The organism is Streptomyces caeni (genome assembly GCF_042678285.1).
Lineage (GTDB): Bacteria > Actinomycetota > Actinomycetes > Streptomycetales > Streptomycetaceae > Streptomyces > Streptomyces caeni.
The window spans coordinates 1-20,281 of sequence record NZ_JBHUDX010000048.1 but is presented as its reverse complement, the minus strand read 5'-3'; the positions used below and the strand labels follow the sequence as shown (position 1 = coordinate 20,281).

26 protein-coding genes and 2 pseudogenes are annotated in these 20,281 nt (G+C 73.4%); 11 read left to right on the top strand and 17 right to left on the bottom strand.

Annotation, left to right across the window (positions count from 1 at the left end; genetic code table 11):
- Positions 1–13: 13 nt before the first annotated feature.
- Positions 14–244: a GntR family transcriptional regulator gene (locus tag ACFSL4_RS17780; protein ID WP_381083670.1), complete on the bottom strand. Its 231-nt coding sequence runs from the start codon at positions 242–244 to the stop codon at positions 14–16.
- Positions 245–395: 151 nt separating this feature from the next.
- Between ACFSL4_RS17780 and ACFSL4_RS17775 the strand changes: the two genes are divergently transcribed.
- Together ACFSL4_RS17775 and ACFSL4_RS17770 are read left to right on the top strand one after the other, a co-directional pair.
- Complete coding sequence (locus tag ACFSL4_RS17775; RefSeq protein WP_381083668.1) at positions 396–593, top strand: hypothetical protein; 198 nt, start codon at positions 396–398, stop codon at positions 591–593.
- Positions 594–601: 8 nt separating this feature from the next.
- Positions 602–790 carry a hypothetical protein gene (locus ACFSL4_RS17770; protein ID WP_381083666.1) on the top strand — a complete coding sequence of 63 codons (189 nt, stop codon included), beginning with the start codon at positions 602–604 and terminating at the stop codon, positions 788–790.
- Positions 791–875: 85 nt separating this feature from the next.
- Here the strand turns inward: ACFSL4_RS17770 and ACFSL4_RS17765 are convergent, their stop codons facing one another.
- Genes ACFSL4_RS17765 through ACFSL4_RS17730 form a run of 8 tightly spaced genes read right to left on the bottom strand, consistent with a single transcriptional unit; the run spans position 876 to position 3,629 of the window.
- The gene (locus ACFSL4_RS17765; protein WP_381083664.1) at positions 876–1,442 is read right to left on the bottom strand and encodes a hypothetical protein; all 567 of its coding nucleotides are present in this window, start codon (positions 1,440–1,442) and stop codon (positions 876–878) included.
- Complete coding sequence (locus ACFSL4_RS17760; protein ID WP_381083662.1) at positions 1,439–1,936, bottom strand: hypothetical protein; 498 nt, start codon at positions 1,934–1,936, stop codon at positions 1,439–1,441. The genes ACFSL4_RS17765 and ACFSL4_RS17760 overlap by 4 nt, the downstream gene beginning before the upstream one ends.
- Before the next feature lie 18 nt (positions 1,937–1,954).
- Positions 1,955–2,098: a hypothetical protein gene (locus ACFSL4_RS17755; protein ID WP_381083660.1), complete on the bottom strand. Its 144-nt coding sequence runs from the start codon at positions 2,096–2,098 to the stop codon at positions 1,955–1,957.
- A gap of 2 nt (positions 2,099–2,100) precedes the next feature.
- Positions 2,101–2,442: a helix-turn-helix domain-containing protein gene (locus ACFSL4_RS17750; RefSeq protein ID WP_381083658.1), complete on the bottom strand. Its 342-nt coding sequence runs from the start codon at positions 2,440–2,442 to the stop codon at positions 2,101–2,103.
- Entirely contained in the window at positions 2,442–2,627 is a 186-nt protein-coding gene (locus ACFSL4_RS17745; RefSeq protein ID WP_381083656.1) for a hypothetical protein, read from the bottom strand. Before ACFSL4_RS17745 ends, ACFSL4_RS17750 begins: the two co-directional genes overlap by 1 nt.
- A complete protein-coding gene (locus ACFSL4_RS17740; protein WP_381083654.1) occupies positions 2,624–2,812 on the bottom strand; it encodes a hypothetical protein in 189 nt (62 codons plus the stop codon). The genes ACFSL4_RS17745 and ACFSL4_RS17740 overlap by 4 nt, the downstream gene beginning before the upstream one ends.
- A complete protein-coding gene (locus ACFSL4_RS17735; protein ID WP_381083652.1) occupies positions 2,812–3,192 on the bottom strand; it encodes a DUF6907 domain-containing protein in 381 nt (126 codons plus the stop codon). The genes ACFSL4_RS17740 and ACFSL4_RS17735 overlap by 1 nt, the downstream gene beginning before the upstream one ends.
- Positions 3,189–3,629 carry a hypothetical protein gene (locus ACFSL4_RS17730; RefSeq protein WP_381083650.1) on the bottom strand — a complete coding sequence of 147 codons (441 nt, stop codon included), beginning with the start codon at positions 3,627–3,629 and terminating at the stop codon, positions 3,189–3,191. Before ACFSL4_RS17730 ends, ACFSL4_RS17735 begins: the two co-directional genes overlap by 4 nt.
- A 197-nt stretch (positions 3,630–3,826) precedes the next feature.
- Between ACFSL4_RS17730 and purB the strand changes: the two genes are divergently transcribed.
- Positions 3,827–5,269 (top strand): adenylosuccinate lyase, encoded by a 1,443-nt coding sequence (gene purB / locus ACFSL4_RS17725; protein WP_381083648.1) that lies wholly within the window; start codon positions 3,827–3,829, stop codon positions 5,267–5,269.
- A complete protein-coding gene (gene mug / locus ACFSL4_RS17720; RefSeq protein WP_381083831.1) occupies positions 5,266–5,811 on the top strand; it encodes a G/U mismatch-specific DNA glycosylase in 546 nt (181 codons plus the stop codon). Before purB ends, mug begins: the two co-directional genes overlap by 4 nt.
- Before the next feature lie 3 nt (positions 5,812–5,814).
- Here mug and ACFSL4_RS17715 read toward each other — a convergent pair whose 3' ends face one another.
- Positions 5,815–6,258 carry a hypothetical protein gene (locus ACFSL4_RS17715; protein ID WP_381083646.1) on the bottom strand — a complete coding sequence of 148 codons (444 nt, stop codon included), beginning with the start codon at positions 6,256–6,258 and terminating at the stop codon, positions 5,815–5,817.
- A 396-nt stretch (positions 6,259–6,654) separates the two neighbouring features.
- Between ACFSL4_RS17715 and ACFSL4_RS17710 the strand changes: the two genes are divergently transcribed.
- Positions 6,655–7,812 carry an ROK family protein gene (locus tag ACFSL4_RS17710; protein WP_381083644.1) on the top strand — a complete coding sequence of 386 codons (1,158 nt, stop codon included), beginning with the start codon at positions 6,655–6,657 and terminating at the stop codon, positions 7,810–7,812.
- Between the two features lie 119 nt (positions 7,813–7,931).
- Here the strand turns inward: ACFSL4_RS17710 and ACFSL4_RS17705 are convergent, their stop codons facing one another.
- Both ACFSL4_RS17705 and ACFSL4_RS17700 read right to left on the bottom strand, forming a co-directional pair.
- Entirely contained in the window at positions 7,932–8,693 is a 762-nt protein-coding gene (locus tag ACFSL4_RS17705) for a GntR family transcriptional regulator (RefSeq protein ID WP_381083642.1), read from the bottom strand.
- A gap of 183 nt (positions 8,694–8,876) precedes the next feature.
- Positions 8,877–8,969, bottom strand: a pseudogene (locus tag ACFSL4_RS17700) (RNA polymerase subunit sigma-24); the annotation flags it as partial.
- A 136-nt stretch (positions 8,970–9,105) separates the two neighbouring features.
- Here ACFSL4_RS17700 and ACFSL4_RS17695 point away from each other — a divergent pair.
- Positions 9,106–9,936 (top strand): alpha/beta fold hydrolase, encoded by an 831-nt coding sequence (locus ACFSL4_RS17695; RefSeq protein ID WP_381083640.1) that lies wholly within the window; start codon positions 9,106–9,108, stop codon positions 9,934–9,936.
- A 9-nt stretch (positions 9,937–9,945) separates the two neighbouring features.
- Here ACFSL4_RS17695 and ACFSL4_RS17690 read toward each other — a convergent pair.
- Positions 9,946–10,514 (bottom strand): annotated as a pseudogene (locus ACFSL4_RS17690) (EamA family transporter); the annotation flags it as partial.
- Positions 10,515–10,843: 329 nt separating this feature from the next.
- Between ACFSL4_RS17690 and ACFSL4_RS17685 the strand changes: the two are divergent.
- Positions 10,844–12,430: an alkaline phosphatase D family protein gene (locus ACFSL4_RS17685; RefSeq protein ID WP_381083638.1), complete on the top strand. Its 1,587-nt coding sequence runs from the start codon at positions 10,844–10,846 to the stop codon at positions 12,428–12,430.
- A gap of 280 nt (positions 12,431–12,710) precedes the next feature.
- Positions 12,711–14,144: a GNAT family N-acetyltransferase gene (locus tag ACFSL4_RS17680; RefSeq protein ID WP_381083636.1), complete on the top strand. Its 1,434-nt coding sequence runs from the start codon at positions 12,711–12,713 to the stop codon at positions 14,142–14,144.
- 160 nt (positions 14,145–14,304) lie between these two features.
- Here ACFSL4_RS17680 and ACFSL4_RS17675 read toward each other — a convergent pair whose 3' ends face one another.
- Positions 14,305–15,531, bottom strand: a complete 1,227-nt coding sequence (locus ACFSL4_RS17675) for a trans-sulfuration enzyme family protein (RefSeq protein WP_381083635.1) — start codon at positions 15,529–15,531, stop codon at positions 14,305–14,307.
- A 60-nt stretch (positions 15,532–15,591) separates the two neighbouring features.
- Here ACFSL4_RS17675 and ACFSL4_RS17670 point away from each other — a divergent pair, with 60 nt between their 5' ends.
- The gene (locus ACFSL4_RS17670; RefSeq protein ID WP_381083633.1) at positions 15,592–16,071 is read left to right on the top strand and encodes an Lrp/AsnC family transcriptional regulator; all 480 of its coding nucleotides are present in this window, start codon (positions 15,592–15,594) and stop codon (positions 16,069–16,071) included.
- 76 nt (positions 16,072–16,147) lie between these two features.
- The gene (locus ACFSL4_RS17665) at positions 16,148–17,842 is read left to right on the top strand and encodes a DUF885 domain-containing protein (protein ID WP_381083631.1); all 1,695 of its coding nucleotides are present in this window, start codon (positions 16,148–16,150) and stop codon (positions 17,840–17,842) included.
- A gap of 127 nt (positions 17,843–17,969) precedes the next feature.
- Here the strand turns inward: ACFSL4_RS17665 and ACFSL4_RS17660 are convergent, their stop codons facing one another.
- Together ACFSL4_RS17660 and ACFSL4_RS17655 are read right to left on the bottom strand one after the other, a co-directional pair.
- Positions 17,970–18,485 (bottom strand): immunity 21 family protein, encoded by a 516-nt coding sequence (locus tag ACFSL4_RS17660; protein WP_381083629.1) that lies wholly within the window; start codon positions 18,483–18,485, stop codon positions 17,970–17,972.
- A 50-nt stretch (positions 18,486–18,535) separates the two neighbouring features.
- The gene (locus ACFSL4_RS17655; RefSeq protein ID WP_381083627.1) at positions 18,536–19,033 is read right to left on the bottom strand and encodes a rhodanese-like domain-containing protein; all 498 of its coding nucleotides are present in this window, start codon (positions 19,031–19,033) and stop codon (positions 18,536–18,538) included.
- A gap of 161 nt (positions 19,034–19,194) precedes the next feature.
- On the opposite strand from ACFSL4_RS17655, the gene ACFSL4_RS17650 reads away from it, so the two are divergent.
- The gene (locus tag ACFSL4_RS17650; protein ID WP_381083625.1) at positions 19,195–19,641 is read left to right on the top strand and encodes an Lrp/AsnC family transcriptional regulator; all 447 of its coding nucleotides are present in this window, start codon (positions 19,195–19,197) and stop codon (positions 19,639–19,641) included.
- A gap of 7 nt (positions 19,642–19,648) precedes the next feature.
- On the opposite strand, the gene ACFSL4_RS17645 is transcribed toward ACFSL4_RS17650, so the two are convergent.
- A partial coding sequence (locus tag ACFSL4_RS17645; protein WP_381083623.1) for an SbcC/MukB-like Walker B domain-containing protein occupies positions 19,649–20,281 on the bottom strand: 633 nt, incomplete at its 5' end.

Below are 20,281 nucleotides of genomic sequence, written 5' to 3'. Positions count from 1 at the left end.
GAGGTGCCGGGCGCTACTGCTGCGCGACGAACGACCCGAGCCCCGGCTCCGTGTAGATCAGCCCTTCCTCGCGTAGCGCCCGGTGCACCTTCTGGCCCGTGGCCGTGGCGATGCCGAACTCGGCTTGGAGCTGGACGACCGACAGCACCCGGGTGCGGGGTGGATAGGTGCCGTCGGAGATCCGCTGTCGGATCACGTCGGCAACCTGTCGCCACCTGGGCACATCGGGTGCGAAATCGATCATGCGCCCAAGCTGACACGGGATCGCGTGCCACGCGAGCGGTCGCATGCCTAGCACGCCATAGCACGGTGCCTCTACGCTGCACGGATACGACAATGCCCCCGCACCGTGCAACCGGCCGGGGGCGTGGACGACGCTTCGAGGGAGCACCGCCATGCCAGAGAATCGCACACCCGCGCCCGCGCAGCACACCCCGACGGCGTACGGCTGGTGCTCTTGGCACCAGGGCTACAGCGGGGGTGTACGGCTGATCCAGGTGGTCGAGCAGGGTTCCGGGCCGGGCGGGCACGTGTTCGCCTGCGCGTCGTGCCGCGAGCTGCACGGCCTGGTCCCGTTCGCCGACCAGCCGTGACCCGACGCGTGCCTCCGCCTGTCAGCGCGCTGACCCGCGAGCAGTACGCCGGCCGGGCCTGCTGCTGGTGTGGCACACGGCTGTGGCGCGGCGCGGTGAGCGCGGGTATCGCCCGCGGCCGCCAGGGCGCCCACGTCCTCGACGCCGAGGTGTGGGCCTGCCCGGCCTGCGCGGAGGCGCGGCCGTGCCCGGTGTGACCGGTCGACGCGCGCGGAACGGCCCCCGGTGTCTGGAAGCCGGGGGCCGTTCTCGCGGTGCGCGGGCACTACAAGCGTAGTCGAGTCACCCGCCGACCTCATGGTGCCGGCCAGCCTCACGGCCGTCCTTCACGACCACCCCCGCCATCCCCAGCGACTCGACGACCACACGCTGTTGGTTGGTTGGTTGTCCCTGGTCAACACCCACAACAGGGCCCTCCCCGTCAACGCGGGGGAGGGGCGGAAGATCCTCCTTGTGGACGCCGACGCCCGTACGGTCGCCGTTGCGTACCGCGCGCCGCACGGGCACGCCGAGCGCCTCGAGGACCTCCCGCGCATCCTCCTTCGGCAGGCCGCGCGCCTCGGCGAAGTCGGCGAGGAACACGTGCGGCCCAGCGAGCCGGTGCAGCGTCTCGGGAACGGTCTCCCGCGCCTCCCCGGCCGGTGTCTGCTCCCCGTCCTCCCCGCGGCGGCGGCCGGTCCAGGCGCGTACCTTCTGCCAGCCAAGGCAGGCCAGGATCCCGGTCACGAAGTACGCGGTCTCCGGCCAGACGACGACGACCCCCCACAAGGCGAGCAGGGCGACGACAGCGAGCACCAGGCGGGCCGTACGGTCGGCGCGCTCCTCGCGCTCCTGCTCGGTGCCGGTCACGCGAACGCCTGCGTGAACAGTGCGCCCGCCAGGTTCACCGACGAGCCGAGCGGCACCGCGGCGACACCGGCGACGTTCCCGGACAGGGCGACCGCCACGCCGCTGAAGGCGCCCGCGAGCAGCTTCCAGTTCGACACCTTCGGCGCCCACTTCCACAGGGCGATCAGCACGGCGGTGAGCAGGAACACGATCACGTACCCGCCGGGGGTGAGCGCCAGCTGGTGGGCGCGGGTGACGTCGGGGGCGGTACCGCCGACACCCCAGACGAGGCCGGTGTATCCGGCGACGTTCGCGGCCCACAGGGCGATCCAGGTTCCGGCGCCGAGCGCGGACCAGGTGCCGAGGGCCGCGAGGGCGGCGAGCATGCCGTAGAGGTGGGCGAGGACGAACGGGACGAGCGCGGCCGGGCGGCGCTTCTCCTTCAGGATCCAGCGCAGCAGGGAGACGAGGACGATGGCGACGCCGAGGGCGACGCCGCCGAGGTTGACGGCCATGTACGGCACGGTGGGGTCCTATCGGAGGACGGCCGCGGCGAGCGCGGCGAGAGTGAGGATGAACGCGCACGTGGCACTGACGGGCAGCACGGCGCGGGGTGCCACGCCCGCCAGCCCGAGGAGGCCGGCGAGCGCGGCGAGGACGAAGAACGCGGCCAGCACGGCTACGTCCGGGCGTACGGGCGCTCGCGGATGGTGTCGGCCGTCGCATGGATCGCGGCGCGTGCTGCGGCCACGTGCTGAGCCACCGTGTCCGGCCCGTTGCACACCGCGCGGAGGACGGCGAGCGACTCGCGCAGTGGCTCATCAAGCCGCAACACGAGGTCCTCGGCGTCCGCCACATCCGACCCTGCTGCGGCGGGTGCCGGCGGGGGCGGATTGTGCAGGTCTCTGCGCACGGTTTCGCGGGAAACCCCCAGCTCGGAGGCGATCTTCGCGGGATCCATGCCGCGTTCGGTGAGGTGCGCGACGACGATGCGGCGCACCTCGCGGGACATCGCAGCCATCACGCACCACCCCGCCGGGTGATGGCGTGGGCGAAGAGGCGGATGCCCTCCCGGTCGCGCACCGCGTAGGCCGCCAGGAGCGCGGCGAACAGCACCGGCACCGGGGCCGGTTCGGCGGGCCGTCGGGCGGCGCGTGCGAGCGCGGCCGTCTCGGTCGGGCGCGGGATGTGGCCGCGGCGGGTCACCGGGCACCCCCGAACCAGCGGCGGCGGCCGGCCGCGTCGCCGTCGCGGAGGACGCGCGCCCGGTGCCCGGCACGCCGGGCCGCGGCGGCACGTTCCTCGCGGGCCTGGCGGCGCGCGGCGCGCTCCTGCTCGCGGGTGGAGGCGTAGAGGCCGGGGGTGGTGGGGCGCTTGCCGAGTCCGAACATCAGCGGCCACCTCCGCGGATCCGGTCGGCCTCGTCGGCGAGCCGCTCGAGGACCTCGAGGTGCGCGCGGGTCAGCGCGGCGAACGCACGCACCTGGCCGGGGGTGAGCGATGCGGCCTCGCCGCCGATCTCGACCGCCACCAGGGGCAGGGGCTCGGGCTGCTGCGCGTACGGGCGTTGCGTGATCCACGCGTGCAGGTACCGGATGGGCCCGTGCGGGCCGTCGAAGGTGGCGGAGACTTCCGGCCCGTTGTGGGCGATGTCGGGCTTGAACTGGGCGCGGTCGGCGCGGTGGCCGACGCACCAGTCGGGCTCGTCGACTTCCAGAGACCTGGTGGTGAGGACGTTCACGTTCACCGTGCGGGGCAGGTGCTCGGTCATCGGCCCTCACCGCCGCGGCGGGTCGGGTCGCAGATCGGGCAGGCGTGGAAGGCGTCGGTGGACTCGTGGCAGGAGTCGACGCACCGCCGGCACCACGGAGTCTCGCCGTGCCGGGCGCGGCCGTCGAACCGGGTGTCTGCGGGGTCGAACGGCTTGCGGCACTTGCCGCAGGACGGCGGGGGCGGGGTGCCGTGGTGGCGGTATCCGGTGGGCGGGTGCTCGGCGAGCCGCTCGCGCAGGTAGGCGGTGGTCCAGGCCGGGTCGTCGCCGCGCTCGAGTACGCCCACGAGGGCGATCCGGGCGTGCATGACGCGCTCGTTCAGCACGCGGTCGTGCTGCTCGGTGTCGCCGATGGTGGCGGGGTGGGGGATGTTGAGGGCTTCGAGGACGGACGCGAGCAGCTCGCGCACGGGCCCGTCCGGGGTACGGTCCTGCATGGGTCTGACTCCTTGATCGGAAGGGGTTCGGATCAAGGCCCCGTCCGGAGCTTGCCTCTCCGGTTCGGGGCCGCCCCGTCTCACACGCGTCTCACACACGACGCGACGCGGGGTGGACTGACAGCGACTGACCGTGGAATCCGTGGACGGCATGGAAGCGTCGGAAGCGCCATATACAGCGGGTATGCTCCGTACACGTGACTGCTGCGCCCGCAAAGCCCCGTATCCCGAACGTCCTCGCCGGACGCTACGCCTCCGCCGAGCTCGCCACGCTCTGGTCCCCGGAGCAGAAGGTGAGGCTGGAGCGCCGGCTCTGGCTCGCCGTGCTGCGGGCCCAGAAGGACCTGGGGATCGACGTCCCGGACGCGGCGATCGCCGACTACGAACGCGTCCTCGACCAGGTCGACCTCGCCTCCGTCGCCGAGCGCGAGAAGGTCACCCGGCACGATGTGAAAGCACGGATCGAGGAGTTCAACGACCTCGCCGGGCACGAGCACGTCCACAAGGGCATGACGTCCCGCGATCTGACCGAGAACGTCGAACAGCTGCAGATCCGGCTCTCGCTGCAGCTGATGCGCGACCGCGCCGTGGCCGTGCTGGCGCGCCTCGGCAAGCTCGCGGGCGAGTACGGCGAGCTGGTCATGGCCGGCCGCTCCCACAACGTGGCCGCGCAGGCCACCACCCTCGGCAAGCGTTTCGCGACCGCCGCCGACGAGCTGCTCGTCGCCCTCGCACGGGTCGAGGAGCTGCTGGGCCGCTATCCGCTGCGCGGCATCAAGGGCCCGGTGGGTACGGCGCAGGACATGCTCGACCTGCTGGGCGGGGACGCCGGCAAGCTCGCGGAGCTCGAGCGGCGGATCGCCGGGCACCTGGGCTTCTCGCACGCCTTCACCTCGGTCGGCCAGGTCTACCCGCGCTCGCTCGACTACGAGGTCGTCACCACGCTGGTGCAGCTGGCGGCCGCGCCGTCGTCGCTGGCGAAGACGATCCGGCTGATGGCCGGGCACGAGCTGGTCACCGAGGGCTTCAAGCCCGGGCAGGTCGGGTCCTCGGCAATGCCGCACAAGATGAACACCCGCTCCTGCGAGCGCGTGAACGGCCTGATGGTGATCCTCCGCGGCTACGCCTCGATGACCGGCGAGCTGGCGGGCGACCAATGGAACGAGGGCGATGTGTCCTGCTCGGTGGTGCGCCGGGTCGCGCTGCCGGACGCGTTCTTCGCGCTGGACGGTCTGCTGGAGACGTTCCTGACCGTGCTCGACGAGTTCGGCGCCTTCCCCGCCGTGGTCGCCCGTGAGCTCGACCGCTATCTTCCGTTCCTCGCCACGACCAAGGTGCTGATGGCCTCGGTGCGCGCGGGCGTCGGCCGCGAGGTGGCCCACGAGGCGATCAAGGAGAACGCGGTCGCCTGCGCCCTCGCGATGCGCGAGCAGGGCGCCGAGCGCAACGAACTGCTGGACAGGCTGGCCGCCGACGAGCGTATCCCGCTCGACCGCGCGGGGCTGGACGCGCTCATGGCCGACAAGCTGTCCTTCACCGGCGCCGCGGCCGACCAGGTGGCATCGGTCGTCGGCCGTGTCGAGGACGTCGTGAAGCGGCACCCGGAGGCCGCCGGCTACACGCCGGGGGCGATCCTCTGACCCGGTTCACCCCGGCGGAGCTCGAGGCCGCCCGCGACCGTCTGGTGCCGGACGTGGTCGCGGACGGCCTCACCGTCCTCTTCTGCGGCATCAATCCGGGACTCATGACCGCGGCGACGGGCCATCACTTCGCCCGCCCCGGCAACCGGTTCTGGCCGGTGCTGCATCAATCCGGCTTCACCCCCCGGCTGTTGAAACCCTCGGAGCAGGACGAACTGCTCGGCTACGGACTCGGGATCACGAACGTGGTGGCCAGGGCGACCGCCCGGGCCGACGAACTCACCTCCCTGGAGTACCGGGAGGGCGGACGGATTCTCAGCGCCAAAGTGGCGCGGCTGCGGCCCACATGGCTGGCCGTGGTCGGGGTGACCGCGTACCGGACGGCCTTCGACGACCGTACGGCCCGGGTCGGCCCGCAGGAGCGGACGATCGGCGGCAGCCGGGTGTGGGTGCTGCCCAACCCCAGTGGGCTGAACGCACATTGGACGGCCGCGACGATGGCCGAGGAGTTCGGGCGGCTGAGGGAGGCCGCGGCGGCGTAGCGGTCAGGGCGGGTCCTGGTCCGTGACGGCCGCGAGGAGACGTATCTCGTCCGTCAAGTCGCGCTCGGCCACGCCGAGGGCCACCCACCGTCCGGCGCCGTCCACCTGCCACAGGCGCAGCTCGTGCACCAGGGCGCCGAGCGTCGCCCAGGGCTCCGGTATCTCCTCGCCACGGGCCATGCGCACACCGGCGGTCAGCGGCCCCCAGAACCGCCCCTGTCCCCACCGGCCGTCCAGCCTCCGGGCGATCGCCTCCTTCCAGGCGTCGAAGTCCTCCGCCGTCCGCTCCCGCTCCGCACCGTCCCCCGTCCGGAGACCGACGCTCGTCCGTAACACGACCACGTGGAACCCGGGTCCCCCGAAGCCCACGTCCGAACTGCCGCGCCGCGCGGGGAACTCCCGCGCGCACAGCAGGTCGATCGTGGCCAGGTGCCGGTCGATGGTCATGACTCCAGTAGACCAGCGCCCACTGACATCTGGCGGGGCCTCAGCGGCCTCCCGCATCAGGGGTCCCGGCGCTCCGGATCCCATGCTGCCGCGACCAGCGCCGCGCCCGCCCACACCGCCGTGACGGCGCGCCCCGTCCACGGGCCCGGCATTTCAGGTCCGTCCGCTCGCCCGGGCACCGGGGACGGCCCTGCCCACCGGGAGGCTCACGCCCCGGTGACCGGACCGGCGGCGAGGACGGGGCCCCGGATCGCCACCGCCTCGGCCGTGAACCAGCGGTCGCGTCGCGGCACCGCGCCCGGCGCCGGTCCGCGGGCCGCAGAGCCCGGCTCTCGCGGGGGTGCGCCGAGCCGAGTACGATCCGCCCAACACGCGCACGAGCTGGGAGGACGGACGTTGGGGCGGCTGACCGGCGGGGATCCCTCTCTGCTGCGGCGGATCAACTCCGCGGTGGTGCTGCACGCGCTGCGCGCCACGAACTGCGCGACGCTCACCGAGATCACCGGGGTGACCGGGCTGTCCCGGCCGACCGTCGAGGGCGTGGTCGAGGACCTGATCGAGGCCGGGCTCGTGGTCGAGAAGGCGGCAGAGGAGGGCGCCGCCCGACGGCAGGGGCGCCCGGCGCGCAGATTCCGGTTCCGGGCGGAGGCGGGCCATCTGCTGGGCCTGGACGTGGGCGCCCACCGGGTGACGGCGCTCCTTGCCGACCTCGACGGCCGGGAACTGGGCACGCTGTCCAAGGAGGTGGCCGAGACGGCGTCGGCGGACCAGCGCCTGGAGCGGCTGCGGGGCGCGGTCGCCGAGTTGCTGCGCCGGGCGGGGGTGGCCCGCGGCTCGCTGCGCGCGGTCGGCGTGGCCAGCCCGGGGATCGTGGAGGCGGACGGCACCGTGCGCCTGGGCACCGCCCTGCCGGAGTGGACCGGTCTGAAGCTGGGTGAACGCCTCAGCCGGTCCTTCAGATGCCCGGTGCTGGTCGAGAACGACGCCAACGCGGCGGCGGTCGCCGAGCACTGGAAGGGTGCCGCCACCGAGTCCGACGACGTGGTGTTCGTACTGGCCGGGCTGAGCCCGGGCGCGGGGGCGCTGATCGGGGGGCGGCTGCACCGCGGCTACGGCGGGGCGGCCGGGGAGATCGGGGCGCTGCACCTGCTGGGCCGCGGGGCGAGCCCGGAGACGCTGCTGTCGACGACGGACGAGCCGCTGCAACCGCTGGACGAGCAGCAGGTCGCCGACGTGTTCGCGCTCGCCCGCGACGGCGACCAACGGGCCCGCGCCGCGGTGGAGCGCTTCATCCAGCGGCTCGTGCACGACGTGGCGGCGCTCGTCCTCGCCCTCGACCCCGAACTGGTCGTCATCGGCGGCTGGGCGGCGGGCCTGGACGGCGTACTGGAGCCGCTGCGCCAGGAGCTGGCCCGCTACTGTCTGCGCCCGCCGAGGGTGGCGCTGTCCCGGCTGGGCGAGGCCGCGGTGGCGACGGGAGCGCTGCGGCTGGCGCTGGACCACGTGGAGGAGCAGCTGCTCACGGTGGAGGGCACGGTGACGGGACGGCGCTGATCTCGGTGCGTCGCGGGATCCGGGCGCGTGCACACGGCGGCGCCGCACCCCGGTGTCCCGGAGCGCGGCGGTCACCGGAGCGGCGGTCAGGAGGCGCAGCGGTCACCGGAGCGCGGCGGTCAGGAGGCGCGGCGCTCCGGGTCGTGGTGGATCTCGACGTCCCCGGCGTCGCCGAAGGTGAGGCGGCACGTGTCGGCGCGGTAGGTCGCGACGGAGACGGCCGCCGTACGGTCCTCGGCGTAGTAGCGGGTGGTGACGACGAGGACGGGCGCGCCGGGGAGCCGGTCGAGTTCCTTGGCGTCCTCGGCACTGGCCGACCCCAGCTCGACGGCCTGGTCCTGGCCCTCCAGTTCCAGACGCTGCAGCTCGCGCAGCACGGCCCGCGCGCGTGCGGCGCCGGAGGCCGCGTCGATGGCGGACAGGTCGGGCACCGAGGCGTCCGGGACGTAGAGCAGATCGGCGGCGACGGGCCGGCCGTGCGTCACCCGGGACCGGCGCACCGTGTGCACCCGCTCGTCCCTGCCGGTCTCCAGGAGGTCGGCCACCGCCCCGGGCGGGAGCGCGACCGTGCAGTCCACGGGCCGCCAGGCATCGCCGGGCGCGCCCGGCCAGGCGTGCGGGTCGGTGCCGACCGCCACCCCGACGCGCGGCGGGGCGACGGTCGTGCCGACGCCGCGGCGGCGCTGCAGCCGGCCTTCGAGTTCGAGCTGTTCGAGGGCCTGGCGGAGCGTGGCACGGGCGACGCCGAAACGGGCCGCGAGGTCCCTTTCGTTCGGCAGGATCTCACCTACGGAGAACTCGGAGTCGAGTGCTTCGGTGAGCACGGTCTTGAGGTGCCAGTACTTGGGCTCCGGCACCGATTCCAGCTGCGTGGTCCCCACCCTGTCCTCCGCAATCGCCGTGACCCGGCGGCGTTTTAGCGCCCTTGTTTATTAAAGGTTGTTGCACTTCTCTGCGACCATAGGGCGGCACCCACCCTTGGTCAAGACCAATCCTCGATCACCTGCCGACCGCGCAGGCGCGCTGCCGCAGGGCCTCCGCGGGCCCCTGGCCGGCTTCCAGCGGCGCGCCTTCACCTCGCGCAGCCGGTCGACGGCCGGCCGGGTGGCGGTCCGCACCGGGCAGGCTCGCGGCTCGCGCACGGCGCCCCGCTCGGCTCCGTACCGGCGCGGCCGGTCGCCGACGGCCGGCGGCGCCGTGCCGCGGGTTACCAGCCCGGGACTACCCGCCAGTAGTAGTTGCTGACAAGCTGTCTACGTAAGTTCGCCAGTGTGTCCCCAGACGAGGAGCAGCATGGCCGCCACGGTCTCCTTCAGCGTTCCCTCCCCGCACGGCCCGCGGACCGTGACCGTCTCCTACGCGCGCGTGGGCGCCGGGGAGCCCCTCCTCCTGCTGCACGGCATCGGCCATCACCGGCAGGCATGGGACCCGGTGGTGGACATCCTGGCGACCGAGCGGGACGTGATCGCGGTCGACCTTCCGGGCTTCGGCGCGTCCCCCGCCCTTCCGGACGGACTCGCCTACGACGTGCCGACCGTGGTACCCGCCCTCGGCTCGCTGTGCCGGGCGCTGGAGATCGACCGCCCGCATGTCGCGGGCAACTCCCTGGGCGGCCTGCTGGCCCTGGAACTGGGCCGTGAGAAGCTCGTACGGTCCGTCACCGCGCTCTCCCCCGCCGGATTCTGGACCCCGGCCGAGCGGCGGTACGCGTTCGCGGTGCTCCTCGCGATGCGGCACGCCGCGCGCAGGATGCCCCTGCCGGTGGTGGAACGGCTCTCCCGCACCGCAGCGGGGCGCACGGTGCTCACAAGCACCATCTACGCCCGCCCGCACCGCCGTTCACCCGAGGCCGTCGTCGCCGAGACGCTCGCGCTGGCCCGCGCCGAGGGGTTCGCCGAGACCCTCCGGGCGGGCACGTCCGTTCGGTTCACGGAGGACGTGCCCGGGCTGCCCGTCACCGTGGCCTGGGGCACCAGGGACCGGCTCCTGGTGCGCCGTCAGGGTGTCCGCGCCAAGCAGATCGTCCCCAGGGCCCGGCTGGTGCGGCTGCCGGGTTGCGGGCACGTTCCGATGAACGACGACCCCGCACTGGTCGCGAGGGTGATCCTGGACGGCAGCCGCTGAGCGTCCGAGGCGCAACGCGCCCGAGCCCAGGGCCACCCCGGCGCCCGCCAGCCCGCTGCCGACGGCCTGCGGCACCCCGTACGCGCCGGTGCCGACCACCGGCGCGGTGCAGGCGGCGGCGACCGGGATGAGGCCGGAGCAGAGCATGGCCCGCTCCGCTTTGATGCGCTGCATGGCCATGTACCAGCACACGAAGCCGACGACGGTGACGACCGCCGCCTGCACAGCAGCGCGTCGGCCTCCGTGCGGTCCGGCAGGCGCAACCGTCCGGGGCCGTCCACGAGGAGCCCGACGAGCGCCGACTCGGCCGCGGCGATGCCACTGACCGTGGCCGACAGCAGCCTCGGCACCAGAGGGCGCAGCACCGGCACGGCGAGCACCGCGAACCCGACCTCACCGACGAGTGCGCACGCGGAGTAGACGATTCCGGAGCCGTCGGTGCGGCCCCACCCCTGGACCGTGAAGGCGCCGGCGGCCACCAGCGACGCCCCGTGCAGCACGCGCCGCTGGGGCCGTCGCCCCTCCAGGAGCGGCACGACGACAACGACGACCACCGGGGCGCACCCGAGGAAGACCCCACCGCCCGGGACGCCATCGGGCTCTCGGCCGGTGCGGCGAGTGGGGGTGCCCCTGCTCGAAGAGCCCGGGGGAGCGTGCCGGGCGTCGCGACGGGGCGAACGTCGCCTGCCGGGGCACTGGCGGTGCGCGCACACCGGGGCGCCGGAAAAGGGGGCGGACGGCCCGGCAGCGTGCGGGAGGCGCGGCCCTCGCCGGACGCCGGGGCCGGCGCGGCGAGGTTCCCGGATGCGCGGGGTGAGTTGTTCACTTGCGGTTTCCGTGTGCGCTGCGGCGCACCAGTAGTTGTGACAGTGCCCATTGGCCGGAACACGTCCCTGGAGGCGCATCCATGTCACACCGTCCCTTCCCCGGCCGCCGCAGCGTCCTGCGCGGCTCGCTGGCCGCGTCGGCGGCCCTGACCCTGCCCGCCGCGCTCGGCGCGGCACCGGCGTTCGCCCTGTCGGGACGGCCGAAGGCCGGATGGGGCGCCCAGGCCGGAGACGTGAGCGCCCACTCCGGTCTCGTGTGGGTGCGCTCCGACCGTCCGGCCCGCATGATCGTCGAGACCGCCGCGACGGAGTCGTTCCGCAGTCCCCGCCGCTGGCAGGGCCCGCTGATCGGCGCGGACACGGACTTCACGGGCACCACACGGCTGCACGGACTCCCTGCAGGCGAGCAGATCCACTACCGGGTGCTCCTGGCCGACCCGGACGACCCGCGGCGCACCGGTGAGCCCGTGACGGGCACCTTCCGCACGGCGCCGCCCGGGCGGCGCCGCGGGGTGCGATTCCTGTGGTCCGGCGACCTGGCGGGCCAGGGCTGGGGCATCAACCCGGATCTCGGCGGCTACCGGATCTACAACACGATGGCGGGACTCGACCCGGACTTCTTCCTCCACAGCGGCGACAACATCTACGCCGACGGGCCGATCTCCCCCACCCAGGCCCTGCCCGACGGCGGCACCTGGCGGAACATCACCACCGAGGAGAAGTCCAAGGTCGCCGAGACCCTGGCCGAGTACCGCGGCAACTTCCGCTACAACCTGCTGGACGACAACCTCAGGCGGTTCAACGCCCAGGTGCCGTCGATCATCCAGTGGGACGACCACGAGGTGCGCAACAACTGGTACCCCGGCGAGGTCATCGCCTCCTCCGACAGCCGCTACACCGAGAAGAGCATCGACGTGCTCGCCGCCCGCGCCCGGCGCGCGTTCAGCGAGTACTTCCCCATCCCGACGCTGCGGCCGGGCGACGGCAACGGCCGGGTGTACCGGGTCGTGCGGCACGGTCCGCTGCTGGACGTCTTCGTCCTCGACATGCGCACCTACCGCAACGCCAACTCGCCCGACGACCAGACCGCCGATCCGCAGGGCATCCTGGGCGCCGAGCAGTTGGCGTGGCTCAAGCGGGAACTGCTGCGCTCGCGTGCGGTGTGGAAGGTGATCGCCGCCGACATGCCGCTCGGACTGATCGTGCCGGACACCACGGAGGGCAAGCCGAACATCGAGGCGGTGGCGCAGGGCGATCCGGGCGCGCCGCTCGGGCGGGAGCTGCAGATCGCGGAACTGCTCCGGTTCATCAAGCACCGGAGGATCACGGGCACGGTGTGGCTGACGGCCGACGTGCACTACACCTCGGCGCAGCACTACCAGCCCTCCCGCGCCGCCTTCACCGACTTCGAGCCGTTCTGGGAGTTCGTCTCGGGGCCGCTCAACGCCGGCGCGTTCCCGGCGAACACGCTCGACGGCACCTTCGGCCCGGAGCGTGTCTTCGTGAAGGCGCCGTCCGTGCCGAACGTCTCGCCCGCCGGCGGCTACCAGTTCTTCGGCCAGGTCGACATCGACGGGGACAGCGGGGAGCTGACGGTCCGGCTGCGCGAGCAGGACGGGACCGTGCTGTTCACACAGGTGCTGCAGCCGGGCCGCGTGGGCCAGTGACACGCCCGGGAAGGCCCTGACCCGAGGACGCGCCCGGCGGGACCGCCGAGGCCCGCCGGGACCGCGCCGACCGCCCCGTCGGCCACCGGCTCGCGTACCCTCGGACACCACGCCGCGCACCGGAGTCATCCCCCGGTGCGCGGCGTTCCGCCTGCCGCCCTCCCCTCGGAAGGCCGCCCCGGCGCTCATCAAGAGAACAACAAATAGGACAGAACGACACTTAACCGATCAGACACAAAGCGTTCGTGATCACGCAACACCCTTCCTTCACGGTGATTGCATGACTCCAGACGTATCCGATGTGACGCGGGCGCGGCACGGTCGCCCGGTGCACCACTGGCGACGGGACGTGGTCGAACTCGCCGCGCTCTTCACGGCGGTCGCGGTGGCGGACGTGACGGCCAACCTGATCGGGCACGGCCCCGACGGTCCCGCGCTGCTGGTGCTGTCCGCGGCGGTGCTGACCGCGACGGCCGGTTTCCACACCTGGTGGGCGCGCCGCCACGGTCATGCGCCGCCCCCGAGCGATACCGGCGCCCGGGCGCTCGCCGACGGGCAGCAGGCCGGGCCGTCCGACACCGACGCGGCCGCCGGGGCGACCGCGCTGTGGCGGATGCGGACGACGGTCAGGGACGAGCCGGGCTCGCTGGCCGCGCTGTGCACGGCGCTGGCCGGGCTGCGGGTGGACATCCTGACCCTGCAGACGCATCCACTGGCGCAGGGCACCGTGGACGAGTTCCTGCTGCGCGCACCGGCGGACCGGGACGCGGCCGGCATCACACGGGCCGTCTCTCTGGCCGGCGGTGCCGGGACCTGGATCGAGCGGGCCGACGCGCACGACCTGGTGGATGCGCCGACCCGAGTGCTCGGCCTCGCCATGCGCACCGCGCTGGACCCGGCCGAACTTCCGCTAGCATTGCGGCAGTTGCTTGGCCGGTGCACCATTCGCTCACTCCCCGCCGCCACCCTCGGCTCCGGCCCGGCACAGGACGGCGCTCCCTTCGAGGGGGCCTTGGAGGACACGGTGATGCGGCTGCGGGCACCGGAGGGCGGGGTGATCACGGTGGAGCGGCCGTATCTGCCGTTCACGCCCACCGAGTTCGCGCGGGCGCGGGCGCTCACGGAACTGGACGCGCGGCTCGGTCCGCGCATCCCGCGCGGACAGGACGTGCTGAGGCTTCCGGAGGGCGACGCGATCACCGTGCGGCGGGCCGACACCTCGGACCTCGACGCGGCCAAGGAGATGCACGCCCGCTGCTCGTCCCGCACACTGAGCATGCGCTACCACGGCCCGGTCAGGGACGCGGACCGCTACCTCAACCACCTCCTCAGCCCGCGCTTCGGCCGGACGCTGGCGGTGCAGACGGCGTCGGGCCGCATCGTCGGCCTCGGGCACCTCCTGTGGGACGGGGAGGAGACGGAGGTCGCGCTGCTCGTCGAGGACGGCTGGCAGCGACGCGGGATCGGCGGCGAACTTCTCGGGCGTCTGGTCGCGATGGCGGTCGAGGCCGGCTGCGAGAGCGTCTACGCGGTCACCCAGTCGTCCAACACGGGCATGATCGCCGCGATGCGCGGCCTCGGACTGCCCCTCGACTACCAGATCGAGGAGGGCACGCTCGTCATCACGGCTCGGCTGGACGCCACCCCGGTGGCCTCGCGCCCGCCGTACGGCCAGGCGCGCGAACAGCACAGCACGCCCGGCGCACGGGACTGACGGCACGCGCCGCGCGCACACGACGGACGCGACGGCCCGGCGGGCTCCGCCGGGCCGTTCGGCGTGCGGACGGGGCGGGGTGCCGGGCGCCGCCCCGCATCTCCGGTCCCACCGCCCCGCGGCCAAAGACGCGTGGCCTCCTTCCGCCGCACCTCCGCTCCTACCGCCCCGCGGTCTCCTTCCGTCGCACCCCGCCCCCGGCCCGCTCGGTACCCAGCGCGCCCTCCAGATCGGCCCACAGGTCCTCGACGTCCTCCAGTCCCACCGAGAGGCGCAGCAGCCGGTCACCGACCCCGGCGTCCCGGCGGTCGGTCGCGTCCACGATGCGGTGGCTGATGGACGCGGGGTGCTGGATGAGCGTGTCGACGCTGCCGAGGCTCACCGCCGGAGTGATCAGCCGCACCCCGGCGATGACCGCGTGGGGATCGCCGTGCACCTCGAAGGCGATCATCGCGCCGCCGATCCGGGGATAGTGGACACGGGCGACACGCGGGTCGGCGGCGAGCCGCCGGGCGAGTTCCGCGGCGGTGGCGGACGCGGCCCTGACCCGTACCGGCAGCGTGGACAGGCCGCGCAGCAGCAGATAGCCGGCCAGCGGGTGGAGCACCCCGCCCGTCGCGAACCGCACCTGGCGCAGCCGTCGCGCCAGTTCCTCGTCGCAGGCCACCACCCCGCCCATCACGTCGCCGTGCCCGCCGAGGTACTTCGTGGCACTGTGCAGCACCAGTCGTGCCCCCTGCCCGGCGGGACGCTGCAGCACGGGTGTGGCGAAGGTGTTGTCGACGAGCAGCGGCACCGAACCGCAGGCGTGGGCGACCGCGCGCAGGTCGATCTCCGCGAGCGTCGGATTGGCCGGGGACTCGACCAGCACGAGACCGGTGTCGGGACGCAGCGCGTCCGCGACGCCCTCCGGGTCGACCCAGGTCACCTCCGAGCCGAGCAGTCCGGCGGTGAGCAGATGGTCGCTGCAGCCGTACAGCGGTCGTACGGCGACGACATGGCGCAGCCCGAGCGCGTTCCGGGCGAGCAGGACGGCGCTCAGCGCGGCCATGCCGCTCGCGAAGGCGACCGCGCTCTCGGTGCCCTCCAGCCGGGCGAGCGCGGTCTCGAAGCGGGCGACGGTGGGATTGCCGAGCCGCGCGTAGACGGGCGTGCCCGTCAGCTCCGCGCCGTCGGCAGCGAAGGCGTCGAGCCGGGCGGCCTCGCCACGGCTGTCGTAGGAGGGGTAGGTCGTGGAGAGGTCCAGCGGCGCGGCGTGCAGGCCCTGGGCCGCGAGGTCCTCGCGGCCGGCGTGCACGGCCTCGGTGGCGAAGGCCCGGCGGGCGGGGTGGCCCGCGGCGACGCATCCGTCCTGCGCGTCGTACGCGTCATGAGTACGGGAATCCATGGGCGGCAGCCTGAACACCGAACGGGGTCTCGGCGCCGAAACCCGTGTTACGTTCGGAGTATGGCCGAATCAGTCGTACTGGACCCGGTGGATCTCCATCTGCTGCGGCTGTTGCAGAACGACGCCCGGACGACGTACCGCGACCTCGCCGCACAGGTCGGGGTCGCGCCCTCGACCTGTCTCGACCGGGTGGCCCGGCTGCGGCGCTCGGGAGTGATTCTCGGCCATCAGCTGCGGCTCGACCCTGCGAAGCTGGGCCGCGGCCTTGAGGCGTTGCTGTTGGTGCAGGTCAGACCGCATCGGCGGGAGCTGGTGGGGCCGTTCGTGGAGCGGATCCGTGCCCTGCCCGAGTCCCGTACCGTCTTCCATCTCACCGGACCCGACGACTACCTCGTGCATGTGGCGGTCGCGGACATGACGGATCTGCAGCGGCTGGTACTGGACGAGTTCACCGCCCGGCGCGAAGTGGCACGGGTGGAGACACGGTTGATCTTCCAGCAGTGGGACTGCGGCCCGCTGCTGCCGCCCGGCCACGCCTGAGGCCCTTCTGAACAGGCGTGAACCCAGCGAGGAATCCCCGTGACGTGGACCACGACGCCGTATGAGTATGGTCCGCATGTCAGACACCACCAAGAGCCTCCTTCCCCGGGAGGTCGCCGACGCCTACGTCGACGCCCTCGTCGCCCTCGACCCGATCACCGGCACGTACCTCGGCGTGAAGGAGAGTTCGAGCAGACTTCCCGACACCTCGCCCGCGGGCCAGGAGGCGCTCGCCGAGCTGGCGCGGGAGACCCTCGCGCGGCTCGACGAGGCGGAGCGCCGCCCAGGCGCGGACAGTGACATCGAGCGCCGGTGCGCGCGCCTGCTGCGCGAGCGGCTCACGGCCGAACTCGCCGTGCACGAGGCCGACGAGGGCCTGCGGACAGTGGGCAACATGCACACCGCGGTGCACAGCGTGCGCGAGGTCTTCACGCTGACCCCGGTCGCGACGGAGGAGGACTGGGCGGCGGTCGCCGAGCGGCTGCGCGCCGTGCCGGCCGCCGTGCGCGGCTACCGCGACTCCCTCGCCCTGGGCCTGGAGCGCAAGCTGTACGCCGGCCCGCGGCCGACGGCCACCTTCGTCGAGCAGCTCTCCGAGTGGTCCGACACGGACGGGCAGGGCCGCGGCTGGTTCGAGGACTTCGCGTCCCAGGGCCCCGAGTCCCTGCGTACGGAGCTGGACGAGGCCGCCCGTGCGGCGACCGCGGCCGTCGTCGGACTGAGGGACTGGATGCGTGACGTGTACGCGCCGACGATCGAGGGCGCGCCGAACACGGTGGGCCGCGAGCGCTACGCCCGCTGGGCGCGCTACTTCAACGGCACGGACCTGGACCTCGACGAGGCGTACGCGTACGGCTGGTCCGAGTACCACCGCCTCCTCGGCGAGATGAAGAAGGAGGCCGAGAAGGTCCTCCCCGGCGCCGCGACCCCGTGGGCGGCGCTCGCCCACCTCGACGAGCACGGCACCCACATCGAGGGCGTCGAGGAGGTGCGGGTGTGGCTGCAGGGACTCATGGACCAGGCGATCGAGGCGCTCGACGGCACCCACTTCGAACTCGCCGAACGGGTGCGGAAGGTGGAGGCGTGCATCGCGCCGCCGGGCAGCGCGGCCGCGCCGTACTACACGGCTCCGTCCGCCGACTTCTCCCGCCCGGGCCGGACCTGGCTGCCGACCATGGGGCAGACCCGGTTCCCGGTCTACGACCTCGTCTCGACCTGGTACCACGAGGGCGTCCCCGGCCACCACCTCCAGCTGGCCCAGTGGGTGCACGTGGCCGACGACCTCTCCCGGTACCAGGCGACGGTGGGCGGCGTCAGCGCCAACGCGGAGGGCTGGGCCCTGTACGCGGAGCGCCTCATGGACGAGCTGGGCTTCCTCACGGATCCGGAGCAGCGGCTCGGCTACCTGGACGCACAGATGATGCGGGCGGTCCGGGTCATCATCGACATCGGCATGCACCTGGAGCTGGAGATCCCGGCGGACTCGCCGTTCCACCCGGGCGAGCGCTGGACGCCGGAGCTGGCGCACGAGTTCTTCGGCTCCCACAGCAGCCGTCCCGCGGACTTCGTCGAGAGCGAGCTGATCCGGTACCTGTCGATGCCGGGCCAGGCAATCGGTTACAAGCTGGGCGAGCGGGCCTGGCTGCTGGGCCGGGAGAACGCCAGGAAGCGCCACGGCGACGCGTTCGACGCGAAGGCGTGGCACATGGCGGCGCTCTCGCAGGGTTCACTGGGCCTGGACGACCTGGTGGACGAACTGTCCCGGCTCTGACCGCGCGTCCGGTGGCCGGGCCGTGCCCTCGGCGCGGGCCCGGCCACCGGCGCCGGATGCCGCCCTGCGGGCCGATGAGCCCGCGGTCCGCCCCTGACCGCCGGCCCGCGCACCGCCGGTCCCGGGCTCAGGCCCCCGTCCGCCACATCTGCACGAGGCCCACCCATACCTCGGGACCGGGCTCCACGTACGCCGCCCGTACCGTGTACCGTCCCGGCTCCAGCGATACGCGCAGATGGTCGGTGCGCACGGACTCGTTCCCCGGCCAGGCGGCGTCGAAGAGCACCACCGGGCCCGGCACGTCCCACTGCACCTCCGGCTCCCACTCCGCGGCCTCGAGCGCCTGGGGGACCCGGGCGAGCAGCGCGGCCTCGGAGTCCGCGGCGCACCAGCGTACGAACGTGCCGTGCTCCGGCAGGAAGGCGGTGGAGGCGGGATCGTCGCCCAGCACCAGGGCGCGGGTGTCGCCGACCGGCAGCAGCCCGATCTGCCCGTCGACCTCGCAGGCCCGGTCGTAGTCGGAGGACAGTTCGTCGCCGTCGGCGCCCGCCCAGAACGGCAGCACCACCTCGGGTATCGCGATCAGTGGCCCGCCGCCCGACTCCACCCACTCGACCGCACCTGGATCCGCATATCTGACCATGCCCAGAAGCTACACGCAGGGACGGTGGCGGAGTCATGGGTTCCGTTCGGTCAGCATCCGCAATCCGCCGCCTCGTCGGGGGCCGTGAGCAAGTCCGCCGCGCGGCGTTCGCGGCCCCCGCGGTTCTCGTACTCGAACCCCTCGCGCACCCAGTACTCGAAGCCGCCGAGCATCTCCTTGACCTGGAAGCCGAGTTCGGCGAGGGCCAGGGCCGCCCGGGTCGCGCCGTTGCAGCCCGGCCCCCAGCAGTACGTGACCACCGGGACGGCCCTGTCGAGCAGTTGCCCGGCCTGCTCGGGGATGAGCGCGGTGGGCAGGTGCACCGCACCGGGGATGTGGCCCTGGTCCCAGGACGCCGTGGAACGCGAGTCGAGGACGACGAAGCCGGGGTCGCCGTCGGCCGAGAGCGCGGCGGCTACATCGGACACGTCCGCGTGGAAGGCGAGGCTCGCCCGGAAGTGGGCGGCGGCGGTGGCCGGGGCGGCCGGGGGCACCCCCGGCACGGGGTTCACGGTGGTCGTGGTGGTCGCGTCGGTCGTCGTGGTCATGGTTCCGTGGTCCTTCCCCGTCCCGCGGCTCCGGCGCGCCGTCCGCTCCGGCCACCTCGGGTCCGATGGCTGAAAATCTATGGCCGCCGCTCCCTGGGCTGAAGAAGAGATCCATGGTCCTCCTCTTGATCGGCCGGTGATTCCCCTGCTATTCATCGGCAATGACCGCGTATTCCCCGGACGCCACCGACTGGCGCATCCTCGACGTCCTCCAGCGGGAGGGCCGCGCCAGCTTCGCGGAGCTGGCCCGTGCCGTCTCCATGTCGGCGAGCGCGGTCACCGACCGGGTGCGCCGGCTGGAGGAGGCCGGTGTCATCCAGGGGTACGCGGCGGTCGTCGACCCGGAGCGGCTGGGCCTGCCGATCCTGGCGTTCGTGCGGCTGCGCTACCCCAACGGCAACTACAAGCCGTTCCACGACCTCGTCGCCGCCACGCCCGAGATCCTGGAGGCGCACCACGTCACCGGTGACGACTGCTTCGTCATCAAGGTCGCGGCACGTTCGATGAGGCACCTGGAGGAGGTGTCCGGCAGGATCGGCACGCTGGGTTCGGTGACGACGAGCGTCGTCTACTCGTCGCCCCTGCCCCGCCGCCCCCTCGGCCGCTGAGCCGGTCTCAGCCCGCTCCTCGCTGCCGCACCACCGAGCCCGTCCGGCCCTTCACAACCTCCAGCTGCGCATGGATACGCCGCCGCAGGTCCGCCACATGGCTGACGATGCCGACGCTGCGGTCCCGCTCCCGCAGGGAGTCGAGCACGTCGAGGACCTCGTCGAGGGTCTGGTCGTCGAGGCTGCCGAACCCCTCGTCGATGAAGAGGGTGTCCAGACGGACCCCGCCGGCCTCGTCGGTGACGACGTCCGCGAGACCGAGGGCGAGCGCGAGCGAGGCGAAGAACGTCTCGCCTCCGGAGAGGGTCGCCGTGTCGCGCTCCCGCCCGGTCCACGCGTCGACGACGTGCAGTCCGAGGCCGCTGCGGCCCCGTCCTGAGCGGTCGTCGGAGTGGACGAGGGTGTAGCGGCCGGAGGACATGCGCTGCAGCCGCACGGTCGCGGCGGCCGCCACCTGTTCGAGGCGGGCGGCGAGCACATAGGACTCCAGGCGCATTCTGCGTCCGTTGTCCGCGGAGGTGCCGGCCACCAGGGATGCCAGCCTGGCCACCCGGTCGTACTCCCCGCGCAGCGGCGCCAGCCGCCGCACGGAGGCGGTCGCGCGCGCGGACAGCCGGTCCAGTTCGGCGCAGCGGCGGGC